Source organism: Alicyclobacillus cycloheptanicus, assembly GCF_028751525.1.
GTDB classification, from domain to species: Bacteria; Bacillota; Bacilli; order Alicyclobacillales; family Alicyclobacillaceae; genus Alicyclobacillus_L; species Alicyclobacillus_L cycloheptanicus.
The window spans coordinates 500,134-524,636 of record NZ_CP067097.1; the positions used below are offsets into that span (position 1 = coordinate 500,134).

21 protein-coding genes are annotated in these 24,503 nt (G+C 58.1%); 1 reads left to right on the plus strand and 20 read right to left on the minus strand.

The window, feature by feature from the left end:
• Positions 1-24: 24 nt before the first annotated feature.
• The 6 genes from menB to JI721_RS02390 form a co-directional block, all read right to left on the minus strand.
• A complete protein-coding gene (gene menB, locus JI721_RS02365) occupies positions 25-822 on the minus strand; it encodes a 1,4-dihydroxy-2-naphthoyl-CoA synthase (RefSeq protein WP_274456476.1) in 798 nt (265 codons plus the stop codon).
• A 120-nt stretch (positions 823-942) separates the two neighbouring features.
• Positions 943-2,094, minus strand: coding sequence for an acyl-CoA dehydrogenase family protein (locus tag JI721_RS02370; RefSeq protein WP_274456477.1), 1,152 nt, complete (start codon positions 2,092-2,094; stop codon positions 943-945).
• 39 nt (positions 2,095-2,133) lie between these two features.
• A complete protein-coding gene (locus JI721_RS02375) occupies positions 2,134-2,883 on the minus strand; it encodes an SDR family NAD(P)-dependent oxidoreductase (protein ID WP_274456478.1) in 750 nt (249 codons plus the stop codon).
• Positions 2,884-2,989: 106 nt separating this feature from the next.
• The gene (gene yfmH / locus JI721_RS02380; protein WP_274456480.1) at positions 2,990-4,300 is read right to left on the minus strand and encodes an EF-P 5-aminopentanol modification-associated protein YfmH; all 1,311 of its coding nucleotides are present in this window, start codon (positions 4,298-4,300) and stop codon (positions 2,990-2,992) included.
• Positions 4,293-5,612 carry an EF-P 5-aminopentanol modification-associated protein YfmF gene (yfmF, locus tag JI721_RS02385; RefSeq protein WP_274456481.1) on the minus strand — a complete coding sequence of 440 codons (1,320 nt, stop codon included), beginning with the start codon at positions 5,610-5,612 and terminating at the stop codon, positions 4,293-4,295. The genes yfmH and yfmF overlap by 8 nt, the downstream gene beginning before the upstream one ends.
• A 178-nt stretch (positions 5,613-5,790) precedes the next feature.
• On the minus strand, positions 5,791-5,928 hold the full coding sequence (locus JI721_RS02390; RefSeq protein ID WP_274456482.1) for a hypothetical protein: 138 nt from the start codon (positions 5,926-5,928) through the stop codon (positions 5,791-5,793).
• Positions 5,929-6,269: 341 nt separating this feature from the next.
• Here JI721_RS02390 and JI721_RS02395 point away from each other — a divergent pair, with 341 nt between their 5' ends.
• On the plus strand, positions 6,270-6,506 hold the full coding sequence (locus JI721_RS02395; protein ID WP_274456483.1) for an indolepyruvate ferredoxin oxidoreductase subunit alpha: 237 nt from the start codon (positions 6,270-6,272) through the stop codon (positions 6,504-6,506).
• A gap of 33 nt (positions 6,507-6,539) precedes the next feature.
• Here JI721_RS02395 and JI721_RS02400 read toward each other — a convergent pair whose 3' ends face one another.
• From JI721_RS02400 to JI721_RS02465, 14 genes are all read right to left on the minus strand, one after another.
• A complete protein-coding gene (locus JI721_RS02400) occupies positions 6,540-7,853 on the minus strand; it encodes an MFS transporter (protein WP_274456484.1) in 1,314 nt (437 codons plus the stop codon).
• A 4-nt stretch (positions 7,854-7,857) separates the two neighbouring features.
• Complete coding sequence (locus tag JI721_RS02405; protein ID WP_274456485.1) at positions 7,858-8,397, minus strand: hypothetical protein; 540 nt, start codon at positions 8,395-8,397, stop codon at positions 7,858-7,860.
• A gap of 199 nt (positions 8,398-8,596) precedes the next feature.
• Complete coding sequence (locus JI721_RS02410; RefSeq protein ID WP_274456486.1) at positions 8,597-9,370, minus strand: SDR family NAD(P)-dependent oxidoreductase; 774 nt, start codon at positions 9,368-9,370, stop codon at positions 8,597-8,599.
• Positions 9,371-9,436: 66 nt separating this feature from the next.
• Positions 9,437-10,393: a phosphotriesterase family protein gene (locus tag JI721_RS02415; protein WP_274456487.1), complete on the minus strand. Its 957-nt coding sequence runs from the start codon at positions 10,391-10,393 to the stop codon at positions 9,437-9,439.
• On the minus strand, positions 10,305-11,747 hold the full coding sequence (locus tag JI721_RS02420; RefSeq protein WP_274456488.1) for an MFS transporter: 1,443 nt from the start codon (positions 11,745-11,747) through the stop codon (positions 10,305-10,307). The genes JI721_RS02415 and JI721_RS02420 overlap by 89 nt, the downstream gene beginning before the upstream one ends.
• 82 nt (positions 11,748-11,829) lie before the next feature.
• The gene (locus JI721_RS02425) at positions 11,830-12,738 is read right to left on the minus strand and encodes a helix-turn-helix domain-containing protein (protein WP_274456489.1); all 909 of its coding nucleotides are present in this window, start codon (positions 12,736-12,738) and stop codon (positions 11,830-11,832) included.
• 452 nt (positions 12,739-13,190) lie between these two features.
• Positions 13,191-16,601: a fused isobutyryl-CoA mutase/GTPase IcmF gene (gene icmF, locus JI721_RS02430; RefSeq protein WP_274456490.1), complete on the minus strand. Its 3,411-nt coding sequence runs from the start codon at positions 16,599-16,601 to the stop codon at positions 13,191-13,193.
• A 29-nt stretch (positions 16,602-16,630) separates the two neighbouring features.
• Positions 16,631-17,266, minus strand: a complete 636-nt coding sequence (locus tag JI721_RS02435; protein WP_274456491.1) for a TetR/AcrR family transcriptional regulator — start codon at positions 17,264-17,266, stop codon at positions 16,631-16,633.
• A 179-nt stretch (positions 17,267-17,445) separates the two neighbouring features.
• Entirely contained in the window at positions 17,446-18,426 is a 981-nt protein-coding gene (locus JI721_RS02440) for a type I phosphomannose isomerase catalytic subunit (RefSeq protein ID WP_274456493.1), read from the minus strand.
• Positions 18,427-18,471: 45 nt separating this feature from the next.
• A complete protein-coding gene (locus JI721_RS02445) occupies positions 18,472-19,419 on the minus strand; it encodes a glycoside hydrolase family 130 protein (RefSeq protein WP_274456494.1) in 948 nt (315 codons plus the stop codon).
• A gap of 118 nt (positions 19,420-19,537) precedes the next feature.
• The gene (locus JI721_RS02450; protein ID WP_274456495.1) at positions 19,538-21,004 is read right to left on the minus strand and encodes a phosphomannomutase/phosphoglucomutase; all 1,467 of its coding nucleotides are present in this window, start codon (positions 21,002-21,004) and stop codon (positions 19,538-19,540) included.
• Positions 21,005-21,029: 25 nt separating this feature from the next.
• Entirely contained in the window at positions 21,030-22,154 is a 1,125-nt protein-coding gene (locus tag JI721_RS02455) for a glycosyl transferase (RefSeq protein WP_274456496.1), read from the minus strand.
• Positions 22,135-23,352 carry a glycosyltransferase family 4 protein gene (locus JI721_RS02460; RefSeq protein WP_274457619.1) on the minus strand — a complete coding sequence of 406 codons (1,218 nt, stop codon included), beginning with the start codon at positions 23,350-23,352 and terminating at the stop codon, positions 22,135-22,137. The genes JI721_RS02455 and JI721_RS02460 overlap by 20 nt, the downstream gene beginning before the upstream one ends.
• Positions 23,352-24,374, minus strand: a complete 1,023-nt coding sequence (locus JI721_RS02465; RefSeq protein ID WP_274456497.1) for a nucleotidyltransferase family protein — start codon at positions 24,372-24,374, stop codon at positions 23,352-23,354. Before JI721_RS02465 ends, JI721_RS02460 begins: the two co-directional genes overlap by 1 nt.
• Positions 24,375-24,503 lie beyond the last annotated feature (129 nt).

Here is a 24,503-nt window from a genome sequence, read left to right on the forward strand (position 1 = left end):
GCACGCCCGTAGTGCCATTCACACTTAGCGGCGGAACTTCCGGAAGTTCACAGGCCGCTTTTCGCGGAACGCGGCGTTGCCCTCCAGCGCTTCCTCCGTGCCGTAGTACATGGCCAGGCTGGACATGCCCATCTGTGTGATGCCCTCAATGCTGGCGACGTCGGCGTTAAACGACTGTTTCAGGATTTTCAGTGCCGTGGGGCTCTTGTCCAGGATTTTCTGGCACCACCGGTCCACCTCCGCCATCAGTTCCTCATGCGGCACGACCTTATTCACCAGCCCCATCTCCCGCGCTTCCTCGGCGCTGTACTGTTCGCACAGGTACCAGATTTCGCGGGCTTTCTTCTGGCCGACGATGCGCGCGAGATAGGCACTCCCAAACCCGGCATCGTAGCTGCCGACTTTCGGGCCGATTTGCCCAAAGATGGCTTTGTCGGACGCGATGGTCAGGTCGCAAATCACGTGCAGCACATGTCCCCCGCCGATGGCGTAACCGTTGACCGCCGCGATGACGGGCTTCGGAATGCTGCGGATGTAGTAGTGCAGGGTTTCTATCTCCAGCCCGATGCCGTTGCCAAGCCCGCCCTTCTCGCCGTAGCCGTCCGCACCCCGCTCCTTCTGGTCGCCGCCGGCGCAGAACGCGCGGTCGCCCGCGCCCGTCAACACCACGACGCCAATCGTGTTGTCGTCCCAGGCATCGCGGAACGCCGTGATCATCTCCTCTACCGTCTGTCCCCGGAACGCATTCATCGCGCGCGGCCGATTGATGGTAATCTTGGCGACCCCGTCGTTCTTCTCGTACAAAATGTCGGTGAATTCCATGCTGCTGTCTCCTCCTGTCGATGAGATTCCGTCAGGTGATGGGCATTCCGTCACGCCGTCCAGGTCCACACCCTAGCGGAGGCTTCCTGCCGCTAGACTTCATAGGTCCTTCCACTAGACTCAGTAGGGTTTATAGGCTTTGCCGAGCAGTTCGCGCGCAATGATCATCTGCTGCGTCTGCGCGGTGCCGTCTCCGATTTCCAAGCCAATGACGTCGCGCAGCCGCTGTTCGAGCGGCAAGTCCTTCGTGTACCCGTAGTGTCCGTTCAAGAGAATGCACTGATGGATGGCCTCCACCGCCGTCTTCGGCCCCATCCACTTGGCCATCGCGGCCTCCATGGTGTGCGGCTGCAAAGCGTCGCGCAGCCACAGCGTGCGGTAACAGTGCCAGCGCACCATCTGCAATTTGGTGTAGTGTTCTGCAATCTGGAAGGAGACGCCTTGATACTTGGCGAGCGGTTGACCGAAGGAGTGACGGACCTTCACAAACGCCATGGTTTCATCGAGGCTTTGCAGCGCTGCCCCGATACACTGCAGGGCGATGAGGATGCGGCTGAGGTCAAACCCGTTCATCACCTCATAGAATCCGCGATTCTCCGCACCGACCCGGTTTTCCAGCGCGATCTCGACGTGGTCAAGCACCACCGACCCGCGCGCAATCGGAATGCTCCCCATATCCTCGTAGCGCTTGACGGAGACGCCCGGTGTGTCGGCCGGCACGACAAAGGCACTGATGCCCTTGGCCCCGGCGTTCACGTCGGTCTTGGCGAACACCAGAAAGACGTCTGCGACGGCCGCTGCACTGATGCCGGACTTCTCGCCCGTCAGGATGTAGCGATCGCCCCGGCGTTCTGCCCGCGTGCGCATCGCTGCCGCATCCGACCCTGCGTCCGGCTCCGTCACGGCAATCGCGAAAACCCTTTCACCGTTGGCCAGCGACGGCAAATAGGACGCCTTAATGTCCTCGGAGGCGTGCTGATTCAGAATTTCACCGACCAGGGAGTGCAAAATGACAGAGTACGCCAGATTGAAATCCCCGCGGGCGACTTCTTCCGCAGCGATGCCGGCCATAATGGCGTCCGCACCGGCACCGCCATACGCCTCATCCACGCGCAGGGCCGTGACCCCTAACTGTCCCAGCTTCCGCCACATGTCGCGGGGGAAGGTTGCTTCGCGGTCCCATCGGGTGTAGTTCGCGAGCAGTTCGGTTTGTGCAAAAGCTTGTAAAACTTCTTGAAACGCTTGGTGATCACGTTGAAAAGAGAAATCCACCTGCACCCCATCCTTCAAGCTCGTCTGCAATTTCCGTCGTCAGCCCATCATGGTGTAACCGCCATTGACAGCGAACAACTGACCTGTGACCCATTCGGCCTGCTGCGACAACAAAAAGAGAACCATAGCCGCCACATCGGAAGGAACACCGAGGCGGCCGGCTGGGTACAACCGCCGGATCTTCTGCGCCGTCGCATCGTCAAACGGGGACTCCGGCTTTTCAACCACACCGAGTGAAACGGTGTTGCACTGGATGTGGTGCGGGCCCACTTCCTGTGCCAGCGATTTCATAAAACTGATGGCGGCGCCGCGCGCCGACGCCGAGATGATGAGACTGCGGTCACCCGTTCGCGCGGATTCGCCCACAATGTTGATGACCTTGCCCTGTGACCGCGCAATCATGTCCGGGACGAGCGCATGGACCAAATGAATCAGCCCGAGGTAACAGACCTCAATTTCGCGCTTCCACTCTCCGGGTTGATACGCGAACAATCGCTTGTACTGCGCCCAGCCCGCGTTGTTGACGATGCCGTACAAATCGGTGCGGGATCGAATCTCCTCGCCCATGCGAACCACCGCGTCATAATCCGCCAGGTCGGCCTGAAACAGGTCGACACTGCCCCCGTGCGCCCGAATCTCTGCGGCGACGGACGCCGCTTGTTCTTCGGAACGATGGTAATGCAGCAGTACGTGCGCGCCTTCCGCGGCGGCCGCAAGGGCCAGCTGCCGTCCAACCCCCTGTGCAGCCCCCGTGATGAGAATCGAACGTCCTGCAATGCCCAATTCCAAAAGCGCTTTCACCCCCTGTGCATTCATATATGAACCTGAAGTTCATATTATGATGTGAGCGAAAGGACGCAGTACGCTGCGTCCTTTGTCCGTCGTGTTGTTTCTATTATCTACCTTTCTCCGCCGGCGCGTCAACTGCCTTCGGCAGGACGATGGATACCGCTTGCTGACGGGGAATGAAGTGTGCGCGAAGACGTTCGTTGGCTTGTTGCAGCGTGAGCGATTCGAGCACCTCCACCGTATCGAACAAGTCCACGCCCTTAAAGTAATACGAGGAGAAACTGCGGGCGATAAAGTTGGGCGAATCAAGAGACCCCACAAAGCGTCCCATCGCCTTCTTCCGTCCGCGGTGAAACGCCTCTTCCGGCAGTCCTTCCGCCGCGGCGCGTGCCAGCGCGTCATTGACTTCGGCAATCAACCGGTCCGGGTCGGCCGTATTCCCGCCCACCAAAGAATAGCCATAGGAAGGGGTCAACTCGTACTCCCAGGTAAACTGCTGGTCAATCAGCCCTTCGTCGATCCACCGGTGATACAGCGGGCTGCTTCGTCCGAACAGCACGTCGAGAATCACGCCCGTGAGCATCTCCTGCGCAAGCAGATCCTGTCCCGTCAGCCCCGTGTTGGCATCCTTCCAGCCAATCAGACAGCGCGGCTGACTGACGCTCAGCGCTGCGACGGACTTCCTTTCCCCCGCTTCACTGGGTTCCTCCGGGTAGATGCGCTCGATGTCCGGGGCTGGTCCAAACGACTTCTTCGCCTGGTTGCTCCGAATGACGTCCATCATTTCCTTTGGATCGAACCCGCCCGCGCAGAACAACATCATATTGGACGGATGATAAAAGGTACGATAGCACCGGTACAGGGTCTCTTTATCAATCTTGGCGATACTCTCGACCGTCCCGGCGATGTCAATGCGCACGGGGTGCTGCTGATACAACCCGCGCAGCAATCCGAAGAAAGAACGCCACTCCGGGTTGTCGTCGTACATGCGGATTTCCTGGCCGATAATGCCCTTTTCCTTCTCCACGTTCTCGTCCGTAAAGTACGGCTCCTGAACGAAGTCGAGCAGCACCTGCATGTTTTCTTTCGCGTTTTCTGTGCACGAAAACAGGTAGGTGGTCTGGTCGAACGTCGTGAACGCGTTCGCGGCCGCCCCGTTCTTGGCGAACTCGTTAAACACATCCCCCTGAGGCGACTCAAACATCTTGTGCTCGAGAAAGTGTGCAATGCCATCTGGCACCGCTGCGGGTGCCTCATCCCCAACCCGAAACACGCTGTCAATCGAACCATAATGGGTTGTAAAGGTCGCGAACACTTGTTGGTACCCCGGTTTCGGGGCCAGAAACACGGTCAAGCCGTTGTCCAGCTGCTCCGTGTACAACCGCTCCCGCAGACGACTGTAGTCCAGTTCACGCACCCCTGCTCACCTCGTTTCTCAAAAAGTACACCGTGTCGAGTTGAATGTTCGAGGACACGCGTACCACATCGTCCGCTGTCACGGCCTCGATGCGCTTGAGCAGTTCCTCCAGCTCCCGGGCCTGTCCGGCCAGCACGCCCGCAAAGTTCAAGTCAATCAAGGACATCGGCTGGTCGTTGGCCTGCAGGTACTGATTTCGCAAACCATGCTTGGTATACGCCAGTTCCGTGGCCGAGATCTCCCCGTTTTGAATGGCCCTGACCTGCTCCTGAATGATCGACAGGGCCTGCTCGTAGTTGTTGATTTCAATCCCCGTCTGCACAGCCAGCACGCCGGTCAAGCCATCGAGGCGACTCGACGCGTAGTACGCCAGACTGGCTTTTTCTCGCACATTGACAAACAACTTTGAGTGCGGGAAGCCGCCCAAAATCCCGTTGCACACCAGCATCGCAGGATAATCGTCGTCACGGCAGGAAATCCCGGTTCGAAACCCGAGGTTTAACTTCCCTTGGTTGACGGGCTGTTCGTCCACGACCGTGCGGACGTCGCCGCTGCGATGTGCCAGGGGGTTGACAGGTCCCTCTGCTGCCGCCGTTCTGTCCGTACCCGAGGCACCGCCGCCTGCACGCTCGAGGGCAGCATGCAGCAGGGTCAATACGTCCTGCGCTGCTCTGTCTGCGTCACCGACGTTGCCGACGACATACGCATGAATGTCAGCTGTGTTCAACAAGTGGTGGTGCACGGAGCGTAACTGCTCGCCCGAGAGTTGACCGAGATCTTCGACGTAGCCCAGCCGGGGCAGTCCGAAACGCTCCCCTTGGTACACAGCCTCCAGGCAACGGTCCATGGACCAGGCAATCTTGTCGTCAAACAGACTCTCAATCCGGCGTTTGTGCAGGGTGATTTCACGCTGCACATGCCGCTGTGGAAACGCGTTTCCCTCCAGCACCGGCTGGCTGCACACTTCTGCCGCCAGCGCCTGGGCTTGTTGGAACAAGCCCGTCGCGCCGCGAAACGCCTGCTCGTCAGGAACGCCTGCGTACGCTTCCACGACGTGGCGGTCGCCGCGTTTTCCAATGCTCGTGCGAACCGTTGCCCCAAACAAGTCGTCGGCGCGTTCCATGATGGCTCTCGCCGTCGGATAGGACTGTGTTCCTTCCATCCAAAGATAAGGCAGCAGCGCCGTGGGCGTGACCGTGTCACGCGCCAGCGGTTGAACGAATTTCACGTTGAAGTGACGTGTCTTGAACCTTGGTGTCGCATACACGTGGACGTGAATCCGCCCGTCGTCGACACGCTGAAAACCCGCCATACGCGGCCTCCTCCCAAATTGTCGCACAACAGGTGAAACGTCGTCGGCTCGATTGCACAGCGCATCTCCGCGCCGGTGCCAGCCTTGAAACGTCTGCGAAAAGGGGCCCGCAGGCCCCTACGATACGTTTAGTATGATCGAAACAACTTGCCATTATCAACCGTCTATGGCACAACAGTCAGCGCTGGTTTCGAGCCGCCGCCTGGGGGACATCAAAATCCAGGCGCCGAATGACTTGCGCGTCTCGAATCCAGCGCTGAACGTCCTGACTCACAGCGGGAATCACATACTTGGGAGATCCAAATCGTTCAATCAACTCTGCCCGACTCGCGTGGTGATGTGTACGACAATGTACGTTCGTGAGGGCCTCAAGAAGCTCTCCGCAGGCGGGACATTGAAACATGGAACCCCTTCCTTCCCAAAGATTCTGTGTACTTTTCTCAATTCTTATGGGCGAATCGACAGGGGTATGCCTGTCCGTAGAAACCTGCCTGCAGAAAGCCTGCTTGGGTGCCTGCTTCAATCACCATCTGCCCACGCAATTGGCAATTCTCGTGAAATACCCGAAATCCCCAGTCACAACGCGGTTGAAAAGCGTATGTACGTGTTATATGATTGATCCAGTTGGTATCTTACATGTTTGAGGAGGAGTTCGGCGTGGCTTTCGTCATAACGTCGCCTTGCATCGGTGAAAAGGCCGCTGATTGTGTAGAAACTTGTCCGGTTGACGCAATTCACGAGGGAGAAGACCAGTACTATATCGACCCAGATGCATGCATCGACTGCGGCGCCTGCGAGGCTGTGTGCCCAGTGTCCGCCATCTACATGGAAGATTTCGTTCCGGAAGAAGAGAAATCTTTCATCGAGAAAAACCGGGCATTCTTTCAAAAGTAAGCACGCCCAACCCTGTAGAAATAGAATCCGAATTCAACGACGGGATGCGTGCGATGAGACGCGTCCCGTTTTTGATGTTGAGCGCTGCGGACGTCCCGACCGGGTCAAGGGTTTCCTGGACAAGTTTCGCGCCGCACCTTCAAAGCGCAGCAGCGCAAACGTTCCGAGCTGTACGAAGCCCAGTGCCACCGCAAACCATCCGATGGTACGGGCACTGTGATCGACAGACAGAACGACGAGAAAGGCCGCAATTCCCACAACCCGGCCCAGATTTTCAAAGCCCTCGCGCATGATGATGTGTTCGACGTCGTCCGTTTTTTCTGGCGTCAGCGCCCCAATTTGGTGAAACACCGCGCCCTGTAACGGCACCAGGAAGAACGGGAGAAACACGGCGATCGCGACGCCATAAGAAACCACCAAAAGAAGGCTCAGCGGCAAGGTGAACAAGAGGGCCGCGGCAGCCATGCCCGCAGCCCCGACCCCCATCCAGCGCAGCCGGTTGTGGGCTTTGACAAAGCGCCCCATCGCGAAAAAGGAGGCGAAGGATACGGCGCTTTGCAGCAGCAAAAACTCGCCCAGCTTCATTTCACTGCCCGTCGCCACATAGAACAACAGTCCAATCAGAAATAAAAAGACGCCTTCCCGCAGTCCATAGACGGCGCACCCAAGGAGCGTCAAACGCCACCCCCGCGCCTCGCGTACACTGGTCAACGCAGCGCGCCAGTCCAGCGTCTTCTCCCAGGCGGCTGCCTGCACGCGCGCCCTCCGCAAGCGCAGACTGACCCCGGTGGCCGCAGCAAACAACGCCAGCGACAGACCAAAAATCACATGATACCCGCTGAGCCCCCCAAACTGGTCCTCTCTGGCGATCAGAAAGCCAGCCGCGAACGGCGCGATCATGCCTGATACCGCGCCGGCAACGCCGTTCAACCCATAGAACCGGTCGCGCGTCCCCTCCCCAGTGAACAACATGCTGAGCCAGTTAAACGACAGCCAATAAAACCCCGCCGCAATCCCCATGAAGATGCCCGGTACGAACGGATGCTTGGCGAGCGCGGTCCCGCCCGCCAAAATGACGGCGTAAAACACGCCATGCAATGCGACCCCGAGCCGGATGGTGACGATGGGGTGCGTGCGCTTGGCAACCGCCCCCGCGGCGACAAACGCGATCGGCATCAGGCAGTAGACGGCCAAGTTATACCAGGCAATGGGCGCGTAGCTGCGGTCGACCTTCCATAGATAAATGTTGACAAACGTGTTGGAGAGTCCGATGGACAGTGCGAAAATCCCGCTGATGACCAGCAGCCACCAGGCCGAAGACGGCAAAACAGGCCGAGGCTGGCGCACGCAATCACCTCCGGGACAGCGCACATTGCGCGCGGAGTTCGGCGAGATCGCCCGCAAGTGCCGGCCCTGCCGCAAAACGTTCGGCGGTCTTCGGGTCGAGCAGGCTGCCGTTGGCATCTGCGTAGAGGATGCGATGGACCCGGCCCGATGCCTCGTAGAACGTCAGTATGTACGGGTAAGAAGAAGGCGGCGTTGAACGGGCGTCCTGCGAGGCGGCCCAACCTGCGCTGGCGGCCGGGGTGCGATGGGGTGCCGGCCGCGTGACGCGGCGCGCACCTTCCACATCGTGCACCAGCGTTTCAAAGGTGTCCGGGCGCTCCGTCTTGGACATCACCGCGACCGGAAACGTGCCGTTTGCCGTGCGTTCGGACAGCACCAGCATTGTGTCGTGCTGCAAGTCGGTTGCATCGACGTGACGGACCGTCGGATGGACTTGTGCCTTGGCTTCATGCGCAGCAGGATGAAGCAGCGCAAACGGCGTCGTGAGACAGAATAGGATTGCAGAGAGCGCCATCCCCAACTGAAGCTTTTGCACGTGACGCATTCGTAGCCCCTCCCATCACCAGTTCGGTCAAGCAGCCGTGCCTTGAAGCTCATGGGCTAGTGTGCGATGGCGCTCCCGTTCTGATTCATGCAGGCGAAGCAGAATGCGCAAGTGGATATGCGTGAGCGAACGACATCCCGAGGGCCGTGCACGTCCAACCTGCCGCTCCTCTGGTACCGTTCGCTCGGGGGAAAATTCGTTATTTAATCATCCATCCGCCATCCACGAGGATATCAGAACCCGTCATATACGACGCCTCCGAGGACGCAACAAAGGCAATGACATTCGCGATTTCCTTTGGAAGCGCCGCACGGCCTAAGACTGTATTTCGCCGCAGAGATTCGATGAATCGCGGGTTTTTCATACCGTTTTCCATCAGCGGCGTATCGACAAATCCCGGGGAGACGGAATTGACACGTATCCCAAACCGTCCGTATTCATTGGCAAGTGTCCTGGTGAGGTTAATCACCGCCGCCTTGGAAGCACTGTAATGCGGCATTCGAGCGGCCGCTTTATGACCAGAGAGTGAAGCCACGTTCACAATTGCGTTTGTCTGCCAGCCCGCTTCCTCGTCGCCCACAGCGGTCATCAACTCTGCCAGAACCCTCGAAACAAGAAAAACGCTTCGCAAGTTCAATGACAGCAAGTGGTCCCATTCATCCACCGGAATGTCCCGAATGTTCGTGGTCGCGGCTGCCCCAGCATTATTCACCAAGACGTGAAGTCGACCATGCTTCTCCTTGACATGCTGGAAGAGTTGCAGAACATCTTCTTCCTTGGTCACATCCGCCACAAAAAACGATGCAGTATCTGGGTGCCTCAAATTCATTTCATGGGCGACACTGCTCAGCTTTTGCTCTGTTCGACCAACCAATATCACCCGAGCGCCTTCTTCCGCCAGGCGCATGGCAGTTGCCGCTCCAATTCCACTGCCTGCGCCGGTAACCACCGAAACTTTTTCAATAAAACGCAAATTCGTCGCCCTCCAACATGATGAAATGATAGGATATGCACTTCCATGCTTCAGCCAAACGCGGAATCAATCACCGGAGCCTTCAAACCAACGGCGTGCATTGTCATACAGCATTGTTTTGATTTGCGCCTCACTGACACCACCCTCTATGAGCTGTGGGATAATTTCGTCCAGCACATAGGTCATGGACCACTTCGGAAGCATTTGTCTGGTGACTTCTTCAGGGAACCAGTCGATGGTGCAGCAATAGTCCTGCGACAGGAACATTTGATTGGCATATCCTCGTTTCACCAATTGAATGACCGTATCATTTCGCCGTTCCGTGGGAAGCGCAAGCGGACGTCCAATCCCGTATCGATCCATGCCCATAAACGCACCTCGTTCCGCCACCTGGAGTAAGTAATCCAAACTATCGGTGTCTCCACAATGGCTGATGAGCACCTTCTTCGGGTTAACGCCTTCCTCATCGAAGATGTCCAATTGCTTGAGACCTGTGCCGCTGGCCGGATGGGAATGCGTCATAATCGGAACACCCGTTTTTTTATGAGCCCGTGCAACCGCACGAATCACCTTTTCAACATCCGGCGTAATTCCCTGCGCATCTGTAGCACATTTTAGAAATCCCGCCTTAATGGACGTGTTTTGAATTCCAACTTCAATATCCCGAACGAATACCTCCGCCATGTAGTCGATGCTTCGGTTTTGAAAATGGGGGGGCACATAGTGATACGTATAAATGCCGGTAGCAGCAATGATTTGCACACTGGTTGCATTTGCCACGCGCTCCATGAAACGAATGTCCCTGCCAATTTCCATCACCGTAGGGTCACATATCGTCTGCACACCACGCTGTTCTACTGCGAGAACCTGCTCCAAGGCCTTTTGGTATTCATACGCTTCATCATACAGGTGAGGAAACTGAAAGGCCACGGACTCAGAACGTGAGCGCAGGTGTTCGTGAATCAACGTGCAGCCTAATTGAGAACTGTCGATCTGACCCTTGACCGTATTGATGATGGTCATTTGATTCATCCTCCTCGATTCCAGCCTCACTTGCATCAAATCGCAATTTCCTCAAGGTCTGTTCCGGGCTTGACTCTTTTTGTACCAAAGCCAACAAACCGGGAACCAGCGAACATAAAAACCCCCAAATGAAAATTGTCTGGTTAACGCCCATGTGGCTGAATAGAACGGAACCGGTCAGGCCAGCGAAGATAAATCCTACCGACGTGGCGACCGACAACAGGGTTCCACCGGTCCCCCGCGCACGCGTCGGAAATGACTCCAATGCAAAAGCGACTGCCGCTCCCATTTGACCGATTGTAAAAAAGTAGTAGAGGGCATAGAAGAGGGTCAGGGTTGCCCAGTTGGCAGCATCGAATGCCAACAGCAGCCCAGCTGCGGATCCCAGGATGAGAAAGACAGCGCTTACTTCCCTTCTGCCAAATTTCTCGCCTAGATACGCGGCGGTCAGATAACCAAAGATACCTACACCCGACCCCCAGGCCGAAGTGCCAAACACAGACGAGGATGCGATGTGATGGTCGGTCGTTATTGTTGGAAGCCAGTTAATAATCGAAGCGCAGCCATAGTTATAGATCAACTGCCACAGAGAAATCAGAAGCGATGTACGAATCAGGTCGCGCTCAAAGAGCTGCCGATAGGTGAATTTGTTGGCCCTTGAAGTATCCACCCTGAACCTTGTTTGCACTTGGGAAGTGCTTTCACCACGATCCAGCACCCTTTTTAAATCTCTAAATCTCTCGGTCTCTTTGACATTTCTTCTCACCCAAAGTACAAACAGCGCCGGAATCAAGCCAATCACGAACAGCCATCGCCAGCCCAATGTGGGAATGACGACCAAGGAAAGCAAAGAGGCGATAAACCACCCGACAGGCCAACCAATTTGTGAAAATCCGACCCACCATCCTCGGCTTTGACTGCTTGCTTCCTCGGCCACCATTACCTGTCCAGACATCCACTCCGAACTCGCGCCGATTTGTGTGATTCCCCGAAACGCAAACAATGATCCAAAGTTAAATCCCAGCGCACTTACGAGACTGCCGATGGCAGTTGCATAGAGCGCAAATTGAAACACCACCTTTCGTCCGAAGCGGTCAAGAATGGGACCAAATATAAAGGTAGCGATGGCGCCAATGATAAAAATCCCAGTGTAAAGGTAAGAAATTTGTTGGATGGAAATGTGCAGTTCCTTCATGATGGTCGGATAACTAAACGTAAAGAAGCTGCTATCCATATTCACCAGCGTAAATCCGGCTAACGACGTAAAGGTGACGAGGGCAGCGTTCCTTGTGAGCCCATTTCTCCTCTTTGTTACTTCAACCGAAGCGGCGCGTGCAATCTCCTCTTGCGTCAATGACGACACCCTTTCCCAAATCAGTCGTTGGGGACCGCGCAAAATGAAAAGTCTTACTTTCCCCTCCTCCCTCACAGAGCTGTTATACGAACCCAGCTGCAGACGATTCGTGCTTGACATCTGTGCGCTGTATATCGTGGCTCGTCTGCTGAACTGGAATCATCGTAATGGCCCGTACTCGAGAACTTACGAGTGCACTGCCGCAAAGCTCACTCTTGCGAAAGTTCCCTGGTGAAGTGCCAACGATTTTTTTGAACGTCTTCATGAAATGATAAACATTGTTGTACCCCACGCTGCTGCTGATTTCTGATATTTCCGCATGGGTATTCACAAGCAACTCCGCGGCTCTGTCGATGCGAACCTTATTCAGATATAGGTTGATGGTCATCCCAGTTTGTTCCTTGAAAGTTTTGCAGATGTAGTTCTTGCTGTGACCGACGAGTTCCGAGAGTTGGTCCAGAGAAATGTCATTCTGATAATTCCTGTTGACGTTTTCCTTGATTTGATCAACAATTTTTGATTTACCGGAAATTGTTGATCGTTCAATTCTTTGATGGCGAATCATGTGGTAAAGGACCGTGATGAGCGTATGTGTAGCGACCTCCAAATACCAAGGACGTGTCTCGATGGCCTCTGTAAAAACCACCCACAGCATTCGCTCAATCTCATCCGACCCTTGACATACCATGGGAAGTTGATTGAGAGCTTCTTTGAAATCGCTGTCAAACACAACGTACTTTACTTCCAACATCCTTAAAGGTTCTCCATCTACGTCTCGAGCAGTACGAATTCCGTGAATATCATTCGGTCGAGCAAACAGATACATACCTCGCTCCATTTTTACGCATGCCTTGCCGACGAAGAAATCCCCCTCCCCGCTGACGACATAATAAATCTGATAGTAATCTGCATGAGCGTGAGGGGCTAGACAGCTGCCTGATGGATATTCACTTTTTGCAAGCCAAAGGATATTGATGAACGGGTTGTTCATCTGCACCCCACCACCTTCGCAGACTGTTTCAGACGGATTCGACGCAGCCCCCGCAAGCCACAACGGCCGTCATTCGTCCTGATGTTCCGTATCCATATTTCCATCTCAATATATCACAACAAAAATATATTTATGATGTATATTAATATCCCATAATCAAGCTGATTAACTATATTTTATCATTCTCGATATCCATACCCCCCGCAATTAAGGCCATTCTAGCACTTCACATTACATGAGTCAATATTCGGATTATTATTATTGATCTATTTTCATCACAGTCAATAAATACGATTTGTCAATTTGCTGTTCTGTTTTGACCGTGACGATACACTGCTTATGACCTACGCCGCACTCAACAACAACGGGCCCCCGCCCGCTGGCACATGTCTGCGCCACTGCGGGGCCGGGGGCCCATCCGGTCCACTGATGAGCATCGAATGCGTGCGGCCTTACATATTGCGCCGGTACTTTCCGCCGACTTCATAGAGGGCCTGGGTAATTTGCCCAAGGCTCGCGACCCGGACGGTCTCCATCAGTTCGGCGAACAAGTTGCCGCCCTGGCGTGCCACTTGTTTCAGGCGGGCAAGGGCTGCGGGCGCTTCGTCCTTGTGCGCTTCGTGGAAAGCGCGCAGGTTGCGAATCTGTTCTTCCTTTTCTTCCTTCGTCGCTCGCGCCAGTTCCAGCTTTGGCGGCGTGTAGTCCGGAGCCAAGGTCTTTGGATTCAGGAAGGTATTGACGCCGATGATGGGCAGCTCGCCCGAGTGTTTGAGGTGCTCGTAGTACATCGACTCCTCCTGAATTTTGCTGCGCTGGTACTGCGTCTCCATGGCGCCAAGGACGCCGCCGCGGTCGTTGATGCGAAGGAACTCCTGGAGCACCGCCTCTTCCACGAGGTCGGTCAGTTCCTCCACGATGAAGGCGCCCTGCAGCGGGTTCTCGTTCTTCGTGAGGCCGAACTCCCGATTGATAATCATCTGAATCGCCATCGCCCGACGGACCGATTCCTCCGTCGGCGTGGTGATGGCTTCGTCGTACGCGTTGGTGTGCAGCGAGTTGCAGTTGTCGTAAATGGCCAGCAGCGCCTGCAGCGTCGTGCGAATGTCGTTGAAATCGACCTCCTGGGCGTGCAGGGAGCGGCCCGATGTCTGGATGTGGTACTTCAGCTTTTGGCTGCGTTCATTCGCGCCGTACTTGTGCTTCATCACCGTGGCCCAGATGCGGCGGGCCACTCGACCGATCACGGTGTACTCCGGATCCATCCCGTTGCTGAAGAAAAACGACAGGTTGGGCGCAAAGTCGTCCACGTGCATGCCCCGGCTCAGGTAGTACTCGACGTAGGTGAACGCGTTGGCCAGCGTGAACGCCAGCTGCGAAATCGGGTTCGCCCCGGCCTCCGCGATGTGGTACCCGCTGATGCTGACCGAGTAGTAGTTGCGGACTTTGTGGTCGATGAAGTACTGCTGGATGTCGCCCATCATCCGCAGCGCAAACTCCGTCGAGAAGATGCAGGTGTTTTGGCCCTGGTCTTCTTTCAGAATATCCGCTTGCACCGTGCCGCGCACCGTCTGCAGCGTGCGCGCCCGGATTTGCGCCCGTTCCTCGTCGCTCGGCGCCCGGCCGTGTTCGGCAGTAAACTTGTCAATCTGCTGGTCAATCGCCGTGTTCATAAACATCGCCAACAGAATCGGCGCAGGCCCGTTGATGGTCATCGAAACGCTGGTCAGCGGGTCGCACAAGTCAAACCCTGCGTACAGCTTCTTCATGTCGTCCAGGGTGCAGACGCTGACACCACTCTCCCCGACCTTGCCGTAAATGTCCGGGCGATAGTCGGGATCTTCCCCGTACAGGGTGACGCTGTCGAAGGCCGTGGACAACCGCTTGGCGCGGTCGTTCTTTGAGAGGTAGTGGAACCGCCGGTTCGTACGCGCTGGCGTCCCTTCTCCGGCGAACTGCCGCTTCGGGTCCTCGTCTGCCCGCTTGAGCGGGAACACGCCAGCCGTAAACGGAAATTCGCCCGGGACGTTTTCGAGCATCGACCAGCGCAAAATCTCGCCCCAGTCCTCGTACTGCGGCAGGCACACCTTGGGCACGCGCAGCCCAGACAACGACACCGTGTAAAGGGGAGTGCGAATTTCGCGATCGCGAACCTTTGTCACAAACTCCTCTGCCTGATAGCGTGCCTTTTTGGCGTCCCAGCCTTCGAGAATCTGGCGAGCTTCAAAGTGCAGCTGCTGCCACAGCCGGTCGTACATGGCCTGCAGCGACGCTGCGAGGTCCTCGCCGTGGGCGCCCGAAGCGCCTGCAGCACCCTCCGACGTGTCCCCCGCGCCAGCTTCCTGCAGCTGTGCAATGACGCCGCGCAGCTGCCAGCACTTGCGCGCCAGCGCGACCTGCTGCGCCGTAAACTTCCGGTAATCGCGCACCGTGTTCACAATTTCGAGCAAGTACTGCGCGCGCTCGCCTGGGATAATCGCCGGTTTGCGCTCGTTCGGGTCGCCCGCTTCAATGCGCGTCTCCCACTTCGTCCCGCACTTCTGGTTGATCACGTCAATCAGCGCGCGATACAGCACGTTCGTCCCCGGGTCGTTGAACTGGCTGGCAACGGTGCCGTACACTGGCATGGATTCGACGTCGTGATCGAACGCCCCGCGGTTGCGCTGCAGCTGCTTGGCAACGTAGCGGCGCGCGTCCTCCGAACCGCGGCGGTCGAACTTGTTAATCGCGACCACATCCGCGTAGTCCAGCATTTCGATTTTCTCCAATTGGGAGGGCGCGCCGTACTCTGCGGTCATCACATAGAGCGACACGTCGGCAATGTCGACAATGCCGGCGTCCCCCTGGCCAATCCCGCTGGTCTCCACAATGATGAGGTCAAACCCCGCCGCCTTCGCGATGTCAATCGCCTCGCGAATGGCGCTCGACAGCTCCGACCGCGACTGCCGCGTCGCCAGGCTGCGCATATACGCGCGCGGGTTGTTGAGGGCGTTCATTCGGATGCGATCGCCCAAAAGTGCCCCCCCGGTCCGCTGCTTGGACGGATCGACAGAGAAAATGGCGACCGTTTTGTCCTCGAAGTCCTCCAGGAAGCGCCGCACCAATTCGTCCGTGAGCGACGACTTGCCGGCGCCGCCCGTTCCGGTGATGCCCAGCACCGGCACCGCGCCAGCACGCTCGCGGACGGCCGCCACGACGTCGCCGTACGCATCGTCGGCGTCGTCCGGTTGTTCCACCAGCGTGATGAGGCGTGCAATCGCAGCCCAGTTGTCCTTGCGCAGCTGTGCGAGTTCGTCGCGGACCGTCCGGACGGTCGGGACATCGCAGGCGCGCAGCATGAAGTTGATCATTCCCTGGAGGCCAAGCCGGCGCCCGTCGTCCGGCGAAAAAATCTTCGTAATGCCGTAGGCCTCGAGTTCCGCGATTTCTTCCGGAACAATGACCCCGCCGCCGCCGCCGAAGATTTTGATGTGCCCGGCACCCCGCTCCTGCAGCAGGTCGTACATGTATTTGAAGTACTCCATGTGCCCGCCCTGATAGGAACTGACCGCAATGCCCTGCACATCCTCCTGGATAGCCGCGTTGACCACTTCCTCAACGGAGCGGTTGTGGCCCAGGTGAATCACTTCCGCCCCAGACGACTGCAGAATGCGCCGCATGATGTTAATGGACGCGTCGTGTCCGTCAAACAAGCTGGAAGCGGTTACGAACCGAACCTTGTTGCGCGGGCGATAGGGTTCTTTCTCCTGGTGTGCGAGAATTTCCGCCTCCGCCTGCTCCGGGGTGAGGGGCTCCTGCGGCTCCCCCGCCTGGACAGCCTGCGCGCTGACTTGCTGTACCGCAGAATCACTCGTGGACTGACTCATCGCAACGGCCTCCTTCAGACCTCAGATTCCTAAGGTGCGTCTCGCTCTGCCACAGGCAGGGCGGCATTCATCAACATATCGACCTGCGCCGCGGCAAAATCCTCAAACGCAACCGCTTTCAGCGCCCAGCGCCGAAAGGCCCACATTTGCCCCGCCACCACAATGGTGTGCGCCAGCAGGATTTCCTCGCCGGGACGCAGCCGGAAGCTGCCGTCCTGCACGCCTTCCCGCAGGAGCTGCTCGAACACCTGTGTGATGCGGGTTTCGTGCGCCAGCACTTCCTTCAGGTACGGCTCCGGCAGAGACTTGCTCTCCTGGTAAATCAGCAGCACGTCCGCCTGCATGCGGTCCATCACCCGCAAAAACGCCTCAATCGCAAGGCGCAGCCGCACCACGACGGAGGTGTGCTCGGACAGACTGACTCTCAGCTGTGACTCGACTTCCTGGTGAATATGCTGGCAGACAAGAAAGAGTACATCTTCTTTCGTCTGAACATATTCGTACAGTGCGCCAATCGACATGCCGCTGGCGCGAGCCAGTTCGCGCGTTGTCGTTTTGTGAAAACCCTTTTCCGAAAACAGCGGAACCGCCGCTTGGACAATCTGCGCGCGGCGCGTTCGTAACAGTTCCGGGTCCTTCACCTGACTGGGTATTGTGACAGTCACTTCGGTTTTCCCCCAAACACGGATGGAGCGCCCACGCCAACGGGCGCGGCGTCCGCTGTAAGCGTGCTGACTGAGCGCTCGCTCATTTCAACTCCAGTCTACGCCTGCAGCGCGGCATCGGTCAAGAGACATCTGCCGCGCTCTCCAGCATCGTTCCCTGATGAAATGATGAAAACCCGTCAGGTTCTGCCATAGGTGACCTGCAGCAAGACCATTGGCTCGTCCGCCCGCACCACCGCATCCGTCATGCAGGCTGGCACCATCCACGGGTGGTACGGCCGCACCTGTTCATCCGCCGCACCGGGCCACGAAAGCCTTCCGGTGCCGGAGACCCCAATCAACACGACGGGTGCATCGCCAGATTCCACTGAATAGGCGGCGCCGCTGGCGAGCTGCAGCCGCTCAATCTGAAAGTAGGGGCAGCGGATGAGCAATTCACAGGTGCCGCCGGCCACCGCGCGGGGTGCCGCCGGCCCGTCGGTCGTCTCCGGCGCAGCCGCGTAGTTCAGCACGTCCGCCGCCTTGTTCACGTGCAGCGCGCGGGGCTTTCCTTGTTGATCAACGCGATCCCAATCGTACACACGATAGGTGACGTCTGACGTTTGCTGCACCTCGATGAGCGTCGTTCCAGCCAGCAAGGCATGCAGGGTCCGCGCTGGAACGTACACCAAGTCCCCTTGCGCGACGTTTCGATAGCCGAGGTAGTCGCGAACGTGTCCTTCTTCCACGGCACGGAAGTATTCGTCGCGGCTGCGAAACCGGTGCCCGTAGACGACCTGTCCGGAGGCAGGCGCCTTCACGATGTACCACGCTTCGCTCTTGCCGAAGTCCCCTTCGTGTGCCTGCGCGTACAGGTCGTCAGGGTGGACCTGAACCGAAAGGTCGGCCTGCGCTTCAATGAGCTTGATTAACACCGGAAACCGCGGCTGCGGGGAAGCCCCCAGGTAGGCGTCCGGAAACTGCGCGGTCAGCTCGTTCAGGGACTTGCCCGCCAGCGGGCCGTTCTCAACCACACTCAAGGCCGTGGGATGACCGGAGACCAGCCAATACTCCCCAATCGGTTCGGAAATCCGGTCGGCGTGAAACACAGGCTTCATCTCGTGTCCACCCCAGATGCGTTCCTGGGGAATCGGTTTGAATTTGACAGGATAAGGCTGCACTCGGTTCATCCCCTTTCTCGGCAGAAGCTGGGTCGCATGGGCAGTCTAAGCCTCAAACGAAGCCACACCGATGGTACTGTCCGCCATGCCGTAGTACAACAGCCACTGGCCGCCAAACCGCACAAGCCCTTCCGCAAAGACCACGAAATCGACCTGGCCGAACTGTTCATGCTGGGTCTCGGGCGCGAATACCGCCTCCGGCGTTCGGCGCAGCACGTGGCGAGGCTGGTCTTTGGAGAACAGCACCTGCCCCACCGAGTAATGCAGTTTGCCGGCGTGCTCGCCTTCGGTAATTCTGCGCGCGCCGTTGTAAATCAGGAGGATCCCGTCCTCCGTGACGACGGGCGTCGGACCCGGCTCGATGAGGAAGCTGTCAAACGACGCCTTCGACCCGCTCCGCTTCATCACCGGTTCCTCGTCTACCGACCAGCGGATTCCGTTGTCCGAGGTGGCCATCCAGATGTCGGAGTCGCCGAAGTACATCACCAGCCGCCCGTCGATGCGCTCCGGCACAATGGCGCCCGACTTGGTCCAGTCCGGCTGCGGCCCCCACGGCCATGTCGCGATGAGGTAGCCATGCTTCCGCCAATGATAAAGGTCGGTTGACGTCGCGAGACACAGCCGTGCGGTCTCGCCGTCAAACGCCGTGTATGTCATGTAGTACGTCCCTTCGATTTCCACAACACGCGGGTCTTCGCAGCCCCCTGGCAGCTCGTACGGCTCGGTTGGCACCAAAACCGGTTCTGGGTGCCGTTCAAAATGGTAGCCGTCGTCGCTGACCGCCAGGCCAATGCGCGACGTCCCGTTCCACAACCCGGGCCCGGTCCGGTCTTCTGCGCGGTACAGGAGATACACGCGCCCGTCCTTGACAATCGCCGCCGGGTTGAATAAGTCCTTGGCTTCCCAGCCGTCGCCCTGCGGTGTCAGAATCGGATTCCCAGCATACTTGACGAACGGACCCAACGGAAACGAAATGGACTTGCTCGTACTCAAACTGATCCAAAACCCCTTCAATCATGATGTTCCATCTAGGCTGCACAGCCTGCATTTAAATATAATACGAAAGCGGGCATTTGGAACGGTTTTTCGCACGAAGCCGCAAAAATTGGCATCACCACGGAATCTCTGCTAACAACCCGCTGTGCTGCAGGACGCGTTCGACCTCTGCCTGGATGGTGTGCAGCGCCAACCGGGTCGTGGCCTCCGCACGCAGGACCAGAATGGGTTGTGTGTTCGAGCTCCGGACCAGTGCCCACCCATCCGGGAATTCCACGCGTGCGCCGTCCACCGTCACGACCGGGTAGAATTTTTGGAAGTGGGACTTGACGGCTTCAATCACAGCCTGCTTGCGTGACTCGTCGCAGGGAACCCTCGTTTCCGGCGTTGCGTAGTAGGTCTTCACGTCCGCAAACAGCGCGGACAGCGGCTTTGGCTGCGACGACAAAATGCGCAGCAAGCGGCCAGCGGCGTACAGCGCGTCATCGAAACCGTAGTATTCATCGTTGAAGAACAGGTGACCGGACATTTCCCCTGTAAAGGGCAGGTTGGATGCGCGCAAGGTCGCCTTGATGTGCGAATGTCCTGTACGGTGGAACCTTGGCTGCCCGCCCAGCTTGCGAATCTCATCCACCAGAGCCTGCGAACACTTGACCTCGACCAGCGCCTCACTGCCAGGGTACTTCGGCAGAATTTCGCGCCAGTAGAGGACCATCAGCTGGTCGCCCCAGCGAATCTGGCCCGTTTCATCCACGACCCCCAGCCGGTCGCCGTCGCCGTCGAACGCAATGCCCAAATCGGCGCCCTCCCGCCGGACCGTCTCAATTAAGTCTTGCAGATTTTTCGGCTCGACCGGGTCCGGGTGATGGTTGGGAAACGTTGGGTCAGACGTACAGTACAACGGCACCACCTCACAGCCCCACTGTTTGAGTGCGTCCGGCGCAATCACGCTCGCCGTGCCGTTGCCGCAGTCCACCACGACTTTCAAACGCCGCGAGCCGAGCTTGATTTTCTCGCCCAGCATCGTGAGGTACAACGGTTTGATCGCGACCTCATCACGCGCACTGTCCCGTGTCCTGCTCATGGCCGAGCCGCGTGCGCTCGTGCTTTGGTTTACCTTTTCCGCCGCCAAAAACCGCTCCACCTCGACGTCGTCTGCCGCCATCTCCTGCTGCAAGCTCCGCACCGCATCGCCGTAAATCGTGCCTTTGTCGATCGCGATTTTAAACCCATTCTCGTCCGGCGGATTGTGGCTGGCGGTGACCATGATGCCGTCGACAACGCCGAGCGCTTCCAGACTGTAATAGAACATCGGCGTCGTGACTTGGCCAATGTCCTTGACGCGGCAATCCATCGACAAAATGCCTGCCATGACCCCCTCGTGCAGGCGCGGTGAAGAAGCCCGATTGTCGTGGCCAACGACAGCCGTGTTCCGGCCCAGTTTCAGGATGCGCCGCGCAAACGCGCGCCCCAGCAAAAACGCAAACCGTTCATCGATTTCCTTGCCGGCCACCCCGCGAATATCGTACTCACGAAAGACATGTTCAGGAATCATCGGTCTGGTTTCCATGCTGACTGCCATGCTGCTCCCTCCTTCAATTCCTGTCCTATTCCAGCGCGACTCGAACCAGCTGCGGCTGATGCTCAGCGGTAACCACATACCGAAACGTTTCGGTCAGCAAATACGACAGCGTCGATTCGGCCCCTCGATTTCGGTTCGCGCCTGTTTGCATCAATCCATCGCAGCAGCTGCCATCCGTCCTGTCGGCCATGACGACCTGCAAGTCATTCTCTCCGTGATACCATTGAACACAGCGTTCGAGGGTCCGGCGGTACAAGCCGTCCTCCTCTTCGCCAAGTTCAATCGCCTTGGCGCAAGCCAGCGCGAGCTTCATCACTTCCAACGGCTGCTGGTCCCACTGGCTGACCGACGCGGGCGTGGCCCACCCCTGGTTGCCGATGGGACGGATATGGCCCTCGGGCGCGGTCATCTTGGCAATCAGACACTGCAGCGACGTACTCGCGATGCACCGTGCCCGTTCGTCCTGCAGCGCTTCCCAGGCATGCCACAGGGCCCAGGGGAGAACGCCGTTGGCGTAGGTCATCGTCGGTTCAAACCAGTGCCAGTCGTCCCGGGCGCACGCTTCATATTGCTCGTACAGCGCCGCAGCCAAACGCCTGGCCTGGCCGGGCAGGGTTCGCAGCGCCCAGTCCGCAAACCAGGGTTCGACCCTCGCCCCTTGCGCCACGCCCAGCCACATCGCGGACACGGCAGACAACGTATGCGCCAGTCCGCGCGCAAACTGGAGCCGGCTGGCTGCCTGCACGCCGCGGTAGAAAGCGCACTGCAAGGGCAGCGTCCACTCCGGGTCCGGAACGTTCAACACCGCCTTTGCGAGGGCCCAAAGACTGCGCCCCTGACAGTCGTCGGACGGCGCCTCCGGTTCAAACACGCGATTGTACCCCACATTGTTGTGAAACCATCCGTCCTCATCCTGCACCCACAGCAGGAAGCTCGCATACCGGTCAGCGAGCGCCTGCAGCAGCTGCGAGGTCTGAACGTCGCCTGCCGCTTTCGCATACGGGATCCATGCCGCGCACAGCCACAAGGCTCTCGCGTTGTCGTCCGTGGAATATCCCTCTTTGCGCCGCGGCAGCTTTCCGTGACAGTGTTCCAGCAAACCCGTGTCGTCCGTCAACCGGCGCAGATGGTCAAACTGAACTGGAAACAACGGTTCGCTCCCTGCCTTCCGACACCGCCTCACCCGTCACGCCCCTCCGCGTGCCGCGCGCGGTGAGTGTTCGATACAGCTCCAGGTGCTTGCGCGCAACGTTCGGCCATCGCATGTGCTGCCCGATTTGCGCAATCTGCCGTTGATAGCGGCCAAGCAGCGCGTCGTCCTGCAGCAGCTTCGTCAAGGTGCGCGACCACGCCTCCACATCGCCGTACGGAATCAACAAGTCCGGAAAGTCCTTGAGCAAGTCCCGCGCGTACGCGTAGGGCGTACTGGCCACCACGCTGCCGGCGCCGACCGCATAGGCCAATGTCCCGCTGGTGATTTGCTGCATCCCCGGGTAGGGCGTGACAAACACGTCGCAGGCGGAAATCAACGAAACAATGTCCGCTTCCGAGAGATAGCGGTTCATCATCGACACGTGCTCACCAATGCGGCGGTCCTCAATCATTCGCTGCAACGCTTCGCGGTAGTGCTCACCGTCCCGCTTCAGAATCTCCGGATGGGTCTGCCCCGCGATGACGTACAGAACGTTGGGAACCTCCGCCGCAATGTGTTGCAATGCCTCCAGCACCAACTCCAACCCCTTGCCTGGACTGAGCAGGCCGAAGGTCAACAGCACCTTTCTGCCTTCCCAGCCCAACGACCGCCGAAGCTGTGCATTCGTTCGAGCCGAGGCGCCCGGCGTGCCGTGCGGCAGGTACGTGATTTTCGACGCTGCGACGCCGTAGGCATTCACTAAGTATGAAATGGCGCGCGGACTCATCACGATGATGTGGTCGCTTCGCTCCACCAGTTTCTTCTGAATGTCGCGATACGGATGGACCGGCGTCTCAAACACCGTATGGAACGTGGTGACGAGCGGTTTTTGGAGCGCCTCTGCAAACCGGAGGACGTATTCGCCCGCTTCCCCGCCAAAAATCCCGAACTCATGCTGAAGCGCCACGAGGTCGATGTCGCTCTGGTTCAGCCGCCGCGCGACCGCCTCATAATCTCCCGGCTCATCGCGGCGCAAAAACCAATCTGCGCCCACGTACGCGTCCTGGCGTTCGTCCGGCCCCAGCATCGCGATCACGATGTCTGTCAGCTGCCCCCCGCCCGCCGCTTCGCGCAGGCCTTGCCGCAGGTGATGCGTGTACGTTGCAAGTCCGCATTTTTTCGGAACGTAGGTGCTGACGTGTGCCACCCTTATCATCACTGCATCACCACTTCTTCGACCACTTCGGGCGCTGCGACGCTGACCGACACGTCCCGGGCAAGCACACTGTGTGACACCTGTGTCCCCGCTTGTACCTCCGTGAACGGCCAGACCACGGTATGCTGCAGATGACTGCCAGCGCGCACCCGGACGTGGTTGCCCAGCACCACATACGGGCCCACGGTGCAGTTCCCTTCAATGGTCACTCCGTCGCCAATCAGGACCGGCGGGATCACCCGCGCCGTCGGTGCAATCTGGGACCTTCCGAGCCATACCTGCGGGCGGGATGCAGAAACCGGGAGCGGCAATGCACACATACCGTCCAGCACATCCCAGTGAACCTGCAGATACCGCTCAGGAGTCCCCATATCCATCCAGTAGCCGTGAATGGATGAACCATAGACACCGAGCTGGCGGCGAATCAGCAGCGGGAACGTCTCGCGTTCGATAGACGTTTCCTTCCCCTTCGGAATGTATTTCAACGCCTTCTTTTCGAGCACGTAAATGCCAGCATTCACCCGGTTCGAAGGCGCCAGGTGGCGGGGCGGCTTTTCGACAAACCGCAGAATTTCTCCGCTGTACGACTGCTGGACCACGCCGTACTGGGAAGGGTCGTCGACCTCGGTCAGCCCAATCGTGGCAACGCCGCCGTGACTCTTGTGAAATTCCAGCAGGGGCAGCAGCTGCACGGGGTGGATGATGTCCGCGTTCAGGACGATAAATCGGTCGTCCAACAAGTGCTCAGCGTTTTTGATCGCGCCCGCAGTCCCGAGTAATGTCGGCTCATGCGCGTACTGGATGCGGACACCCAGGGCGTGACCATCCCCGAAATGCGCCTTGATTTTCTCTCCATGGTATTTCGCTGTGATCACGAACTCTGAGATGCCCTGCTGTTTCAAATGCAAAATCAGGTGCTCCAGCCAGGGCCGGTTGGCGACGGGCAACATCGGTTTTGGAAGGTTTTCAGTCAGTGGTCGTAAACGTGTTCCTAATCCTCCTGCTAACAACAACGCCTTCATGGTTCACCCTCCATTGAAAAGAAACTTTCCAATAGAAAACGGCAGATGAAAGTTTGCTGATAACAGTGAGCCGGGCTGCCCGAACAGCCGTGCAGACAACCGGTGAAAAGAAACACCGCGGTAGATGAT

What these genes read in the sequence shown, in the direction of transcription:
- menB (WP_274456476.1), bottom strand. Translation starts at nt 822, where the DNA reads ATGGAATTCACCGACATTTTGTACGAGAAGAACGACGGGGTCGCCAAG.
- yfmF (WP_274456481.1), bottom strand. Translation starts at nt 5,612, where the DNA reads ATGGCGGGTTTTCAGCGTGTCGACGACGGGCGGATTCACGTCCACGTG.
- JI721_RS02405 (WP_274456485.1), bottom strand. Translation starts at nt 8,397, where the DNA reads ATGCGTCACGTGCAAAAGCTTCAGTTGGGGATGGCGCTCTCTGCAATC.
- JI721_RS02415 (WP_274456487.1), bottom strand. Translation starts at nt 10,393, where the DNA reads ATGACCATCATCAATACGGTCAAGGGTCAGATCGACAGTTCTCAATTA.
- JI721_RS02425 (WP_274456489.1), bottom strand. Translation starts at nt 12,738, where the DNA reads ATGAACAACCCGTTCATCAATATCCTTTGGCTTGCAAAAAGTGAATAT.
- icmF (WP_274456490.1), bottom strand. Translation starts at nt 16,601, where the DNA reads ATGAGTCAGTCCACGAGTGATTCTGCGGTACAGCAAGTCAGCGCGCAG.
- JI721_RS02450 (WP_274456495.1), bottom strand. Translation starts at nt 21,004, where the DNA reads ATGGCAGTCAGCATGGAAACCAGACCGATGATTCCTGAACATGTCTTT.
- JI721_RS02460 (WP_274457619.1), bottom strand. Translation starts at nt 23,352, where the DNA reads ATGATAAGGGTGGCACACGTCAGCACCTACGTTCCGAAAAAATGCGGA.
- JI721_RS02465 (WP_274456497.1), bottom strand. Translation starts at nt 24,374, where the DNA reads ATGAAGGCGTTGTTGTTAGCAGGAGGATTAGGAACACGTTTACGACCA.